13 protein-coding genes are annotated in these 12,764 nt (G+C 68.7%); 10 read left to right on the forward strand and 3 right to left on the reverse strand.

Annotation, left to right across the window (positions count from 1 at the left end; all coding sequences use genetic code 11):
- Nucleotides 1-65: 65 nt before the first annotated feature.
- Nucleotides 66-344, forward strand: coding sequence for a hypothetical protein (locus ABD188_RS19545; protein WP_344066398.1), 279 nt, complete (start codon nucleotides 66-68; stop codon nucleotides 342-344).
- Complete coding sequence (locus ABD188_RS19550) at nucleotides 341-1,696, forward strand: ferredoxin reductase family protein (RefSeq protein ID WP_344066402.1); 1,356 nt, start codon at nucleotides 341-343, stop codon at nucleotides 1,694-1,696. The genes ABD188_RS19545 and ABD188_RS19550 overlap by 4 nt, the downstream gene beginning before the upstream one ends.
- Before the next feature lie 15 nt (nucleotides 1,697-1,711).
- Here the strand turns inward: ABD188_RS19550 and ABD188_RS19555 are convergent, their stop codons facing one another.
- Nucleotides 1,712-1,903, reverse strand: a complete 192-nt coding sequence (locus ABD188_RS19555; RefSeq protein ID WP_344066405.1) for a hypothetical protein — start codon at nucleotides 1,901-1,903, stop codon at nucleotides 1,712-1,714.
- Between the two features lie 79 nt (nucleotides 1,904-1,982).
- On the opposite strand from ABD188_RS19555, the gene ABD188_RS19560 reads away from it, so the two are divergent.
- On the forward strand, nucleotides 1,983-2,372 hold the full coding sequence (locus ABD188_RS19560; RefSeq protein WP_344066408.1) for a hypothetical protein: 390 nt from the start codon (nucleotides 1,983-1,985) through the stop codon (nucleotides 2,370-2,372).
- 11 nt (nucleotides 2,373-2,383) lie between these two features.
- On the opposite strand, the gene ABD188_RS19565 is transcribed toward ABD188_RS19560, so the two are convergent.
- Nucleotides 2,384-3,073, reverse strand: coding sequence for a hypothetical protein (locus ABD188_RS19565; RefSeq protein ID WP_344066411.1), 690 nt, complete (start codon nucleotides 3,071-3,073; stop codon nucleotides 2,384-2,386).
- 90 nt (nucleotides 3,074-3,163) lie between these two features.
- On the opposite strand from ABD188_RS19565, the gene ABD188_RS19570 reads away from it, so the two are divergent.
- Complete coding sequence (locus ABD188_RS19570; protein WP_344066414.1) at nucleotides 3,164-3,916, forward strand: EI24 domain-containing protein; 753 nt, start codon at nucleotides 3,164-3,166, stop codon at nucleotides 3,914-3,916.
- Between the two features lie 94 nt (nucleotides 3,917-4,010).
- On the opposite strand, the gene ABD188_RS19575 is transcribed toward ABD188_RS19570, so the two are convergent.
- Nucleotides 4,011-4,715: a spermidine synthase gene (locus ABD188_RS19575; protein WP_344066417.1), complete on the reverse strand. Its 705-nt coding sequence runs from the start codon at nucleotides 4,713-4,715 to the stop codon at nucleotides 4,011-4,013.
- A 102-nt stretch (nucleotides 4,716-4,817) separates the two neighbouring features.
- Here ABD188_RS19575 and ABD188_RS19580 point away from each other — a divergent pair, with 102 nt between their 5' ends.
- The 6 genes from ABD188_RS19580 to ABD188_RS19605 all read left to right on the forward strand — a co-directional run bounded on the left by ABD188_RS19580 (nucleotide 4,818) and on the right by ABD188_RS19605 (nucleotide 12,613).
- Nucleotides 4,818-5,969: a hypothetical protein gene (locus ABD188_RS19580; RefSeq protein WP_344066420.1), complete on the forward strand. Its 1,152-nt coding sequence runs from the start codon at nucleotides 4,818-4,820 to the stop codon at nucleotides 5,967-5,969.
- 77 nt (nucleotides 5,970-6,046) lie between these two features.
- Nucleotides 6,047-7,870: a hypothetical protein gene (locus tag ABD188_RS19585; protein WP_344066422.1), complete on the forward strand. Its 1,824-nt coding sequence runs from the start codon at nucleotides 6,047-6,049 to the stop codon at nucleotides 7,868-7,870.
- Nucleotides 7,871-8,000: 130 nt separating this feature from the next.
- A complete protein-coding gene (locus tag ABD188_RS19590; RefSeq protein WP_344066425.1) occupies nucleotides 8,001-8,672 on the forward strand; it encodes a VOC family protein in 672 nt (223 codons plus the stop codon).
- Nucleotides 8,673-8,885: 213 nt separating this feature from the next.
- Nucleotides 8,886-11,540, forward strand: coding sequence for a PEP/pyruvate-binding domain-containing protein (locus tag ABD188_RS19595; protein WP_344066428.1), 2,655 nt, complete (start codon nucleotides 8,886-8,888; stop codon nucleotides 11,538-11,540).
- A 59-nt stretch (nucleotides 11,541-11,599) separates the two neighbouring features.
- On the forward strand, nucleotides 11,600-12,151 hold the full coding sequence (locus ABD188_RS19600; RefSeq protein WP_344066432.1) for a TetR/AcrR family transcriptional regulator: 552 nt from the start codon (nucleotides 11,600-11,602) through the stop codon (nucleotides 12,149-12,151).
- A 108-nt stretch (nucleotides 12,152-12,259) separates the two neighbouring features.
- Nucleotides 12,260-12,613 (forward strand): hypothetical protein, encoded by a 354-nt coding sequence (locus ABD188_RS19605; RefSeq protein WP_344066435.1) that lies wholly within the window; start codon nucleotides 12,260-12,262, stop codon nucleotides 12,611-12,613.
- Nucleotides 12,614-12,764: the final 151 nt, after the last annotated feature.

Raw genomic sequence — 12,764 nt, forward strand, 5'->3', positions numbered from 1 at the left:
CCTTTGTAGACGTAGGCAGCCCCGGCGCCCTCCCTCCTGTTCGACCGCTCTCCGAAATCGCAGCCATGACGATCGTCCTCGACACCGCTCCCGCACGGGCCGTTGGCGCGCCGAGCCTCGCTCGGCGGCGCGACCACGCGTCGCGTCGCCGATGGAGCGCGCTTCACCAGCTCGTCACCAGCGGATTGCTGGCGTCGGCGCTGCTGGGAGGCCTGATGCTCGGCGTGCACGCCCCGACCACATCGCCGGTGCGACCACCCGCCATCGCGGAGAACATCGACGAGACGCCGCCGATCGCGGCATCCGACGCTCGCCGCCCGTCCATCCTCGACACACGTCCATGAGCTCGGCGAAGTCCGCCTCGATCCGCGGTGCGGCTCTGCCGGGCCCGGATGCCAGTGCGGTGTTCTCGAGGCTGTTCCTGGTGCTCGTCGTGGCGGGGGCGGTCGGTGCGGCGATGCTCGCGGTGTTCGACGCAACGAGGCCCGTGCGGCTGGATATCTCTCTGGTCGCACGTCTCTGCGGGCTCGAGGGCGGGTTCGCCGTGACGGTGCTGGTGCTGCTGATGTCGCGCGCGCCCTTCCTCGAGCGCGGCATCGGTGCTGATCAGATGGCTCGCTGGCACGGGGTGCTCGGACGCGTCGCGATCATCGCGATCGTGGTCCACGCCGTCGGTGCGACAGCCGCTTGGGCGATCGCCCGCGGCATATCGTTCGGAGCGTCGGTGGGTGAGGTGCTGGTCATGCCCGGATTGGTGGAGGCGACGGTGGCGACGTTCCTCCTGCTCGGGGTCGGAGCGGTGTCGGCGCGAGCCGCGCGACGGCGGCTGCGATACGAGGTCTGGCACGCGCTCCACCTGACGACGTATCTCGCCATCGCCCTGTCGTTCTCGCACGAGCTGGCAGGACCCGACCTCGCCGGTCGGCCCGCCGCGCAGATGGCCTGGGGCTGTCTCTACACCCTCAGCTTCGCCCTGCTCCTGAGGTACCGCGTGCTCGCGCCGCTCCTGCAGCTGTGGCGACACCGGATGCGGGTGGTCAGCATCGTGCCTGAGGGCAAGGACGTGGTCAGCATCATCGTGCGCGGGTGCCACCTCGACGAGCTGCGCGCAGAGTCCGGACAGTTCTTCCGCTGGAGGTTCCTCACCCGTGCGACGTGGCCGGCCGCGCATCCTTTCTCGCTCTCGGCACCCCCGTCCCAGGATTTCCTCCGTCTCACGGTCAAGTCCGTCGGTGATGGGACCGCCCTGCTGCACCAGCTGCGCCCGGGCGTGCGCGTGTCGGCGGAAGGGCCGTACGGGGCGATGACCGAGCGACGACGGCGGCGCGCCGGCATCCTGCTCATCGCCGGCGGGGTCGGCATCACCCCGATGCGATCGCTCTTCGAGACGGTCCACCGAGGCGACGGGACGCTGACCCTCCTCTACCGCGCCTCCACCACCGCAGAGCTGGTGTTCCGCGACGAGCTCGAGGCCATAGCCGCCGAGCGCGACGCCGAGCTCATCTATCTGGTCGGGTCGTCATCCGAACCGGCCAACGCGATGACCCCCGCGAACCTGCTGCGGCTGGTGCCCGACATGACCGAGCGCGATGTCTACATGTGCGCGTCGCCGCGATTCGCTGCTGCGGCGCAGGAAGCACTGCTCGCCGCCGGTTTGCCACGACGCCGGCTGCACCAGGAGGAGTTCGTGTTCTGACCGCGCATCTGCTCTCTAGCGCCCCGAGCCGCCCGCGCGCTCGCTCTTCGACGTCGGGAGTGCTCCCTTTACGGCGACGACCCCGATCGGTGTCCAGCGGCCAGGTTCGCCGCTGGCGCGCGGCGCGGCGATCTCCAGCTCGGGTGGCCTGGCCTGTTGGGCCAGGTCCGTGGGCGTCCACGGTCGACCGGGTGCATCCGAGGTCATGTGATCATTCTGGATCGCCCACGTGCCCTGCGGCAGCGCCGCCCTGTCACGGTCCGCGGTGCCGGGCTACCATGAGCGCATGAGCGGGGATCCGCGAGCTCCGTCCGACGCATGGCGCCGGGTATTCTTCTGGATCGGCTGGTGGATGCTGGTCGGTGCGACGGCACTGCTCGCCCTCAACCACCTGGTCGGCGCCTTCGCGTTCGCGTCGACGGATGATGAGCAGATGATGTTCATCGCCTTCGCGGCGTTGCAGGCGTTGAGCGTCCTCGTGCTGCTGATCCCGTATCGCCGGCTGGAGTGGTGGGCGTGGTGGGCGACCTGGATACCGATCGCCGCCCTGGCCGCGACAGGTCCCGTGTTCCTGAGTTCGATCGGCGGCGTCTACCTCGGAATCTCCGCCATTCTGGCGGTGGCACAGCTCGTGACCGTTTCCCGCTTCGCCAGGTCTCGCCCGCCGGGATCCTGAGATCGCGTCGGTCAGCCGATGAGGCTGACGGCCCGCGCAATGACGAGTGCGAGGATGACGAACCCGCCGAACGACTCCAACGACATGAGCAGCTTGGCCCGTGCGGTGAGCGGCATGGTGTCGGTCGCGCTGAACGCCATCGAGTTGGCCAGCGAGAAGTAGAAGTAGTCGACGAAGCTCGCCGTCCAGTCCGACTTCAGCGACGAACCGGCGGCCACCTCGACGATGGTGTCGTCATCTTCGTCCTGCGGGAAGCGGAAGTCGGCACGCGGGAGTTCGGAGCGCTTCGCCATCGTTCGGATGACCGGTCCTCCGCGATCGATCTCCCAGTAGAGCAGAGCGAAGCCGATGACATTCGCCACCCAGACCTGCAATGCCGACTGCAGCAGCGACGGTCCTTCGGCCTGCCCGTGTATGAGCACGAAGACCAGGGAGATCAGCGTGATCTGGTTGGAGGTCACCACGATGATGACGAGCGCGAGCGACACGACGCGCGACCAGGTGGTCTGCCGGTTGAAATGGCGCGGGTTGATGATGATGAGCGGGATGAGCAGCAGGATGCCGACGGCGACCGTGACGTACCGCTGAACCGTGAGCAGATCGTTCGGCAGAGCCCCGTACAGTGCGAGGGCCACGACCAGCGCGAACACCGCCGGCCAGCGATGCTCGATGCGGGCGTTGCGCGACTCGTGCTGATTCACCCTCGAAGCATAGGTGCGGCACGATGTCGGTCTCGGGCGGCGCGACCGAGCCGGGTCGTGCCGATCGACCTGCACGTAGGATCGGGTCAAATGCGCGAGTTCGTCCGAGGAATCACTCTGCTCGCACGCGGGTTCGCCTACTGGCCCCGGCGCCCCGGACTCATGGCGCTCGGTCTCGTTCCGGCCGCGATCGTCGCCGCGCTGTTCCTCGCGGGATTGATCGCGCTGGGCGCCTTCCTGCCCGCCATCACCGAGGCAATGACGCCCTTCGCCGATGGCTGGCCCGGACTGTGGTCCACCGTCATCCGCGTTGCCATCGGAACCGCGCTGCTCGGAGCTGCGCTCGTCCTGCTCGCGGTCTCGTTCACCGCGCTCACGCTGCTGATCGGCGAGCCTTTCTACGACCGGATCTGGCGGGCCGTGGAGTCGGATCTGGGCAGCTCGGGCATCGACGCCGACTATGGATTCTGGCGAGCTCTCGGGGATGGGTTCAGGCTGCTTGCGCGCGGCGTCGGGGTCGCTCTGCTCGCGGCGCTGGTCGGCCTCGTGCCGGTGGTGGGCGGCGTGCTCAGCACGATCCTCGCGCTGCTGCTCACGGGGTGGCTGATCGCGGACGAGCTGACGCCCCGGGCTCTCACGGCGCGTGGGATCGATCGTGCCGCCCGGCGAGAGCTGATGCGACACCACCGGGCCCGGGTACTGGGGTTCGGCGTCGCCACGCAGCTCTGCTTCCTCGTTCCCCTCGGCGCGATCATCACGATGCCGTCAGCCGTCGCGGGATCGACCGTTCTCGCGTGCTCACTGCTCGAGGCTGATACCGCAGACGCGGAACCGTCCGAGTGAACCGGAACCGTGCCGCACGTCTCGAACGCGGTGAGGTCCCCCGGCTCGGCGGGTGCTGACGCCCTGGCCGGGCCGATGTCCCTGGGCAGTACATCTAGCGCCGGGTCGCGACGTAGACGGTGTTGGACGAGGTTCCGCCCGTGAGGCGGTTGTCGAACGTCACAACGTGAGCCGCGCGATCATCGAAGACCGAGGAGAGCAGCGACATGAACTCGGCGTCGGGCGGATCATCCGACCACAGAGCGAAGACGCCCCGGTCGGTGAGGTGCCGAGCGAGGGATGCGAGGCCCGCCGCGGTGTAGAGGTCGGCGTGACTCGGATCCAGCGTGTGGTGCGGCGAGTGATCGACATCGAGCAGGATGACGTCATACGGCGTGTCCTCGGGCTCGGGCGTACGGCGCATCACGGCGAAGAAGTCGTCGTGAACCAGGGTCGTCCGAGCATCTCCTACCAGCTCCGCGGAAACCGGGAGCAGTTCCCTCTCGTGCCACCCGATCACCGCGGTGAGCGCGTCGATCACATCCAGCCGGCGAACGCGTTCGTCGTGCAGCGCGGTCGCTGCGGTGTAGCCCAGTCCGAGACCGCCCACGAGCACGTCGAGGTGGATGCCTTCCGCGGCGGCGAGACCCAGCGTCGCGAGCTCTTCCTCAGCGACCGTGAACAGGCTCGACATGAGGTACTCGTCCTTGAGCTTCACCTCGTAGATCAGCTCATCCGTCGCGGGGTCGGCACGCCGACGGAGGGTCAGCTCCCCCATCCGCGTCTGCTGCCAGTCGAGCTCCTCGAAGCGGGCGATCATGTGGGGCTCTCGTCTCTGGTGTTCTGAGTGCACAGCGGCGCGTCGGATGTCGGTCTCCGCTCATCCTTCCCGATCGGCCGCGAATGGATGGACAATCGTGGCATGGCACGCGATGCGTGGACGCAGAGAACGCGCCTCGAGGCCGCCGCGGTGCGGGTCGAGACACGGCTGCATCGCGATGGTGTGCTCGAGGCGCGTCGCTTCGCCGTGCGGACGGAGGCGCGCGCGATCGTCGTGGCGACCCTCGCCTTCGGCGTCGGACTTGCCGGTGGAGCGGTGGGGTTCTGGGGTCGCGTCGTGCCGGTGTGGGAGGGGGCGTCGGTCGGCGCGGGCGGCATAGTCGTCGCGGTGTTCATCACCCTCGCCGCCGCGTCGGTGAGCTATCGGCTCGCGGCTCGCGATCCGAGACAGGCGTGGCTGAAGGACCTCACGCGCTCCCGGCGAGCGTGGATGACCTCGGCGCTGGCGCTCGCGCTCGCCGCGGTGTTCGGAATGGTTCAGTGGATGCTGTTCGATTCGGCGTCGCTGATCTGGCCAGGAGCCGCCGTCGACACGCTGACCGCGACGATGATCGTCGCCCTCGTGGCCGGCGCCTCCGGGTACGCGGCCTTCTTGCTCGCCGCGCATGTCACCGCCACCCGACTGGTCCTGCTGCTGTTCGCCGTCGTGGCGACCGGGTTCACGGTGAGCGTCGCGACCGCGCGCGACGACGGCTGGTATCAACGCAATTTCAGCGAGCTCGGCGGCCAGGACGGCGTCACGGCGACGGTCTTCAACGCCACCCTCGTCACGGCGGGGGGTGTGACAGCGCTGCTCGCGTTCTATCTGCTGACGAGCCTGAAGGCGTGGGCGCACACCGAACCCCGAGTGACTCGCGCGCGGGCGCTCATCGTCTATGTGGTATTCCTCGTGCTCGCGGCATGCTTCATCGGCGCGGCGGTCGTGCCGGTCACGATCAGCCAGGTCGGCCACAACGTGTTCGCGATCGGAATGGCGGTGGTCTTCGGAGCCCTCCTGCTCGGCCTGCGCTGGGTGCTCCCCTGCCTCTCGTGGGCGATGCTCGCGGTCGCCCTCGCGGTTGCCGGCGGCATCCTCCTTTCGGCCACCCTGTTCTGGGTCGGCTACTACACTCTCGCCACCCACGAGATGGTCTGCGCCGGCCTCGTGGTGGGGTGGCTGCTGCTGTTCACACGCACCCTCGCGGCAGCCGAGCGAGCGGATTCGGCGGCCGCCGACGCGGGATCCGAGTCCTAGAAAGCACGTCTCCGCTGCCGATCCGATCGTCATCCGGCACCTGTCGACAAGCGCCCGCCGGGTCTATCGTGGGCGTCGTGACACTTCAGGTGAGGCTGGCGGTGTTGCGCGCCCACCACGACGCCTCATACCCAGCCCTGTCAGACCAGGCCTGCTGGGAGATGCTGATCGAGAACCCCAACGGCACCGCGGTCATGCAGTACTGGACGGAGGTGACGCAAGGCCACCTCCAATTCACCGCGACGATGTTCCCTTGGGTCTCCATCGACGTCTACGACCCTGAGATGGAGCGCCCCGACCAACTGTCCGCCGCGCTGGACGCGACCCGTCGAGTCACCGACGACCTGTTCATCGAGTACGACGGCTTCGTGCTGCTGATGTACCCGGGAGTGGTGCAAGTGCCGGGCAAGGGTCAGCAGGGGATGACCGACGCCGGCGCAGTCGGGTTCGACCCTGCCCGCATGTGCGCGGTGCTGCACTACGGCACGCGAGATCACACGTTCATGGCCCACGAGGTCGGTCACGTCCTGGGATTCGAGCACTCCTTCGGGTTGGTGAACACGGGGATGGACTGGGACGGCCTGCCGCCGTGGACCTCCGGCACCGACTACGGCGATCCGTACGACGTGATGTCGTCTGGGTCATTCGGTCGCTGCGACGATCCCCTCCTCGGAGTCGTCGCCAGCAGGCCCTGGACGCAGATCGCTTCGCCGGCCGGCTGGGTGGTGACTCCGACGCAGCCCGGTCTGAAGCCCTTGGGTGCCCCCACGGTCAACGCCGGTCCGGCACCGGCGCTCGCACATGTCGACTGGCGGTACCCCGAGGCACTGGGCCGGAGCGTCTCGCATGGGTCGTGGCCGTCGATCGGACAGCCGCCGCTCAGGGTCCGGTTGTACGCCGCCGACCACGCCGCGGCCGGTACGCGCCTGCTGGCGCTGCATCCGCCCGCCGAGCCGGAAAGCGGAATAGGGCGCGTCTACCTCGAGTACCGCCGCCCGGCTGGTTGGGACGCCGGGTATGCCACACGCGATCGCAGGGTGCAGCCAGCGAACGTCGTGGTTGATCTGGCTCGGCAGGCCGTGGTCGCCCACACCGTCGGGCTGAGTTACGTCGGACCACGGATCTGGTACCGCGGCCGCATCCTGATGCCGCTCACCGCGGACACGGACATGCAGATCTCGACGACTCCCCTCTCGGTGCGGGCGGTCGCGAGCGGCGACGACTGGGTGGACCTGGAGGTCGTCCACGGGACCGACACGGGCATCGCCCTGTCGGTTCGACGCGAAGACGTCCTCGCCAGCGAGACCGTCACCGGGGTGGAGCACACTCCGTGCGGAGATCGGGTCGACGAAGTCAATCGACTGTTCCGCACGACGATGAGCTACCTCCCGGCCGTGCGGGGCTTCGACGGCAACACGCCAGTGACCTGGCGAGTGGGCGGCAGAGTGGCCACGCCGCCGGCCATGATGCTCGACACCGCGGACGGTGAGAGTCGCATCGAGGTGGATGTCGCGGGCGCGACGCAGGAGCTCACCCTGAGATCGGCCCGCGGGCATCACTACAACGTCGAGGTGATGGCGACCGTCACCGAACCCGGTGGGACGGTCCACACTGCGAGCGAGGCCTTCGATCCGACCGGATCGTACGTCGGCATCGCCCCTGAGGACCAGGGCCTGCTCGACGAGTGCTGGCAGAAGTGGGCGAAGAGCAAGCGGCTCGAGCCGTTCCAGCAGCTGCGAGTCCGCGACCAGTTCCGAAGGACGCCGCAGGGTCGACGGGTACTCGAGGACGAATCGCTCGAGTCCGTTCTCGTGGAGGTGCTGGGCCGACAGCGCGTCGACGACCTCGAGCCCGCCGCGCGTGAGGCACTCGAGAAGCTCGTCGAGCTCGGCCTGAGGTAGCGACTGTCCGGAGGAGTGGTCGTCCTGGTGGCGGCTTCCGCGTGTCGGGACCGCCGAGTACCGTGGAGCCTCGCGGGGTCGTCGCTCGTCAGCGGCTTGGACTCGACAGCTCGCGAAAGGAGTCACCCCTATGGGCGAGTCGACGAGCGGATCGGACTGGATCTCCCCTGCCGAGTTTCACCGGGCTCAGGGGGTCACCGATTGGCGTGTCATGGGCACAGGACCGCAGGCCGTCTTCACGGCGACATCCCTCTCTCATGCGGCGAGCCTCGTCGCCCCGATCCTCTCTGCAGCCGACCGATTCGGCGTCCTCCCCGACATCGACGTGCGTCCCGAGGGTGTCGTCGTGCGCATCCCCGACCGCACCTTCGAGGGCATCCCCGCAGCTGCCGTGGAGTTCGCGGCGGCCGTGTCCGAGGCAGCCGCCGAGCTGTCGTTGACCGCGGACCCGTCGCTTGCGCAGTCGATCGGCGTCTACGTGGCCCAGCACTCCGAGGCAGATGTGCGGCCGTTCTTCATGGCCGCGCTGGGCTATGCCGCTTTGGGTGACACGGATGCCGTCGATCCCCTGCGAAGCGGCCCACAGCTCGCCTTCAACCCGATCACCGGCGACACTCCGGCGAGGGGCCGGACGCATCTCGATGTCTTCGTGCCGGCCGACCAGGCTCAGGCGCGGGTGGATGCCGCCCTCGCCGCCGGGGGCAGGCTCGCGGACGACAAGTACGCTCCCGCATGGTGGTCGCTGGCGTCACCGGAGAACCACGGCGTGGACATCGCGTCCTGGACCGATACCACCGACTGACGCATCAGCGTCACCGCCGAGTGCTCACAACTCGCGTGACGAGCCCAGAATGCGGACGACTCGTCGGGCCGACGACCAGCAGAATGACGCCGACACTGCGAGCGGATCCGTCGCGCCTTTACGTGAGCGCGTGCGCATCGGGCTTGCGGCCGGGTCTGCGACGTGACATCCTAATTCCACAACTGTAGAATTAACTCTCCTCGAGGACTGCAGATGGTGACACTCAGTGGTACAGCCTCGGTCGACGGCGACACCGCGCTCGTCCTCGATCTCGCGCACCTGTCGGCCGGCGACATCGCTGCGGTGGGCGGCAAGGCCGCGAATCTCGGAGAGCTGATCCGAGCCGGCTTCGACGTGCCGCCCGGCTTCTGCATCACGACCGAGGCGTACCGGCGAGCGGTGCGGGGAACGACAATCGAGGCGGGCACGGGCACGGATGCCGCAGCCGCCCGCGCGGCTGTGCTCGATGCGCCGTTCCCAGAACCGGTGGCCACGGCCGTACGGGACGCCTACGCGCGCTTGGAGTCGGGTACCGATGGACCCGTAGCGGTGCGATCGTCGGCCACCGCCGAGGACTTGCCCGGCGCGAGCTTTGCCGGTCAGCAGGACACCTACCTCAACGTCGCCGGGATCGACGCGGTGCTCGACGCCGTGCATCGCTGCTGGGCATCGCTCTGGACCGACCGGGCGGTCGCCTACCGCGCCGCGCAGGGAATCGACGGCGCGGGGGTCGCTCTGGCTGTGGTCGTTCAGCGGATGGTGGACGCGGAGGCTGCGGGAGTGCTCTTCACCGCCGACCCGGTGACGGGTCGGCGGCGGCAGGCCGTGCTCGACGCCGCACACGGTCTCGGCGACGCCGTGGTGTCGGGGTCGGTGGACCCCGATCACTTCATCGTCGACACCGGCACCGGGCGCATCCTCGACCGGCGGCGCGGGGGCGAGACGGCCGACACGCTCGCAGCGAGCGTGAGCGACGAGCAGGTGAGAGTGCTGGTGTCGCTCGGCGACCGGGTTGAGAGCGCATTCGGCAGTCCGCAGGACATCGAATGGGCTGTGGATGCCGCCGGGCACGCCTGGCTGACGCAGTCTCGGCCGATCACGACCCTGTATCCGATCCCGATGCGCGCCGCGCCGCTGCCCGCGGACGAGACCCGGGTCTTCTTCTGCATCAGCCTCGCCCAGGGACTCCATCGGCCGATCACGCCGATGGGCATCGCCACCTTTCGGGTGATCGGATCGGGTTTCCTGGATCTCATCGGCCGCCGACCCGAGCGCATCATCGACGGCCCGAGCGGTTTCGCGATCGGCGGCGACCGGATCTTCGTGGACGCGACACCGATCGTGCGATCCTCGGTGGGCCGTGAGATCTTCCCGCGAGCGCTGGACGTGATGGAGACGCGGTCGGCCGTCGTACTGCGGGGGCTCTTCACCGATCCGAGGTTCTCCGTACTGCCCGGCTCGCGGCGCCGTTTCGTGCCGCGCGCGCTCCATCTCGCCGCGCGGGTGCGGCTGCCGTTCCTCGTCGTTCAGGCGCTCGTCTCGCCGGCGGCCGCGCAGCGCCGGGTGCAACGACTCGGGGCGGAGGTCCGCGCAAGTGATGTCGCGGACGGCGGGGACATCCCGACCCGTGTCGACGGCGTCGTCGACCTGCTCTTCCGCGCGATGCCGCTGGCACCGCGCAGCCTGCCCGGTGCGGTCGTCGGCTTCGCCATGCTCGGGCTCGCCCGGCGCTTGTTGCGCGGCTCCGCGGAAGCCGGCGACCTGCAGACCGTGCTCCGAAGCGCGCCCGGAAATGTGACCACCGAAATGGATCTCGACCTGTGGCGAGTCGCCGTACGCGCGCGGGATGACGTCGCCTCGGCGTCCGCCCTCGGCACGCAGAGCGCGCGTGACCTGGCCGACGGCTTCTGTGCCGGCATCCTGCCTGCCGTGCTGCAGAGCGGCATGAGCGAGTTCCTGCGCACCTACGGTCATCGCGCCGTCGCCGAGATCGATCTGGGCATGCCGCGATGGTCCGACGATCCCGAGCATCTGTTCGGCGTGCTGTCGGGGTACCTGCGCCTGGATCCGGATGCGGTCACTCCTGATCGGCATTTCGCGGATGGTGCCCGCGATGCCACGACCATGATGCAGACCTTGATCGGCCGCGCGCGCCGGCGGGGCCGCCTACGCGCCGCTGCTGTGCGGTTCTCCCTGCGGCGCGCTCGGGCGCTGGTCGGGATGCGCGAGATGCCGAAGTTCCTGATGATCACCGCGATGAGCCGGGCGCGCGCGGCGATGCGCCAGGTCGGGGCTGAGCTCGCCGAATCGGGCAGGATCGAGGAGCGTGACGACGTCTTCTTTCTCGACTTCGACGAGGTGAAGAGAGCAGCCTCGGGAGAGGACCTGCGTGCGGCAGTCAGCGAGCGACGGGTGCGGTACGACACCGAGCTGCGGCGCCGGCACGTGCCCCGCGTTCTGCTGTCGGACGGGACGGAACTCGAGGCCGTCGGTTCCGCGTCTGCGGATGTCGAGCCGGGCGCGCTTCGCGGAACCCCCGCGTCGGCGGGTACCGTCACGGCGCCCGCGCGCGTCATCCGTGACCCGGTCGGAGCACACCTGGAGCCGGGTGAGATCCTCGTGGCACCCTCGACCGACCCGGGCTGGACGCCTCTCTTCCTCACGGCAGGCGGACTCGTGATGGAGATGGGCGGCGCCAACAGCCATGGGGCTGTCGTAGCGCGGGAGTACGGAATCCCGGCGGTCGTCGGAGTTCCGGGCGCGACCGAGATGATCACCACAGGCGTCGAGGTGACCGTCGACGGCGCGAGTGGCGTGGTGACGCTTCCCTCTGATGCCGCCGCCACGACCGGCCGGCCCCCGCGGTGACGGCCACGTCAGCACCGAGGCGAGGGCGACCGCCCGGTGAACGGAACACCCGCGAACGGGTGTTGGCAGCCGCGCGGCGGATGTTCACCGAGCGCGGCTACGACGCGGCAACACTGAGGCTCATCGCGCGCGAGGCCGGCGTCGACGCCGGAATGGTACGGCACTATTTCGTCGACAAGGCCGGGCTCTTCCGCGCTGCGATGGAGCTGCCCATCGATCCGGGTGCGGTCATCGCATCGCTGCTCGCCGGGGATCTCGAAAGCCTCGGTGAGCGACTGGTCCGGCAGTTTCTCACCGAGTGGGACCGCGCAGGCAACTCGAGCGCCATGGTCATCCTCGTCCGGTCGGCGATGACGCACGATGAGTCCAACCGCATGCTCCGCCAGTTCATCACCAGCCAGGTCCTCGGCAGGATCGCCGCCGCCGTGGACGCGCCGGACCGAGCGCTTCGCGCGAGCCTCATCGGCAGCCAGCTCGTGGGCCTGGTCGTCGCGCGTTACATCGTCGAGGTGGAGCCGCTCGCATCCGCTGATCCGGAGACCGTGGTGGCGGCTGTGGCGCCGACCGTGCAGCGCTATCTGACCGGGCCGATCGACCTGCGTCTCAGCTGAAGAGGGGGGTTGGTCTTGAGTTCCGTCCGGCGCGCAATTTCGTCACCCGTGCGAATCGGCGGACACGGTGCCACGATGAAGGCATTGGTATCGAAGGAAGGAAACGTCATGGGCAAGATCTATGGACTGCATTCCTTGGAGCTTCGGCCTGGTGTCACGGGTGAGGATTTCGAGCGCTTTCTCACCAGCAGCATCGCGCAATTGCCCCGAATGCCCGGTTGGCGGGTCGCTCTCTTGAAAGGCGACCGCGGCGACCAGGTAGGGCAATACCTCGCGCTGGTCGAGGTGGACAGCATTGAGGCCCGAGACCGGGTCTCACCAGGCGGTGGCTTAGAAGACACCGCCGAAGGTCGCGACTGGCTCGCGGTCGCGGGACCCATTCTCGAGCAATGGCTCGAGTACGTCGTTCATCTCCCGGGAGCGGATGCGCCGTACACCGATTACGAGGAAGTTGTCGGGTAGGGATTCGGAGGCCGAGTACAACCGCCTCAGCGGGTACTTCCCGTCCAACCGACGGCGGCACGTTGACAGCGCCTGAGCCTCGTCGACCAGGCACGACGATTCGCTTCGCACGACGATCCTCCAATGCGCAGCGCCCGATCGGTTCAGCGAT

It is taken from the genome of Microbacterium pumilum (genome assembly GCF_039530225.1).
Taxonomy (GTDB): Bacteria; Actinomycetota; Actinomycetes; order Actinomycetales; family Microbacteriaceae; genus Microbacterium; species Microbacterium pumilum.

Bases quoted from the DNA above. Each gene is read 5' to 3' on its own strand.
- ABD188_RS19545 (WP_344066398.1), top strand. From the start codon at position 66: ATGACGATCGTCCTCGACACCGCTCCCGCACGGGCCGTTGGCGCGCCG.
- ABD188_RS19560 (WP_344066408.1), top strand. From the start codon at position 1,983: ATGAGCGGGGATCCGCGAGCTCCGTCCGACGCATGGCGCCGGGTATTC.
- ABD188_RS19575 (WP_344066417.1), bottom strand. From the start codon at position 4,715: ATGATCGCCCGCTTCGAGGAGCTCGACTGGCAGCAGACGCGGATGGGG.
- ABD188_RS19570 (WP_344066414.1), top strand. From the start codon at position 3,164: ATGCGCGAGTTCGTCCGAGGAATCACTCTGCTCGCACGCGGGTTCGCC.
- ABD188_RS19580 (WP_344066420.1), top strand. From the start codon at position 4,818: ATGGCACGCGATGCGTGGACGCAGAGAACGCGCCTCGAGGCCGCCGCG.
- ABD188_RS19605 (WP_344066435.1), top strand. From the start codon at position 12,260: ATGGGCAAGATCTATGGACTGCATTCCTTGGAGCTTCGGCCTGGTGTC.
- ABD188_RS19550 (WP_344066402.1), top strand. From the start codon at position 341: ATGAGCTCGGCGAAGTCCGCCTCGATCCGCGGTGCGGCTCTGCCGGGC.
- ABD188_RS19595 (WP_344066428.1), top strand. From the start codon at position 8,886: ATGGTGACACTCAGTGGTACAGCCTCGGTCGACGGCGACACCGCGCTC.
- ABD188_RS19555 (WP_344066405.1), bottom strand. From the start codon at position 1,903: ATGACCTCGGATGCACCCGGTCGACCGTGGACGCCCACGGACCTGGCC.
- ABD188_RS19590 (WP_344066425.1), top strand. From the start codon at position 8,001: ATGGGCGAGTCGACGAGCGGATCGGACTGGATCTCCCCTGCCGAGTTT.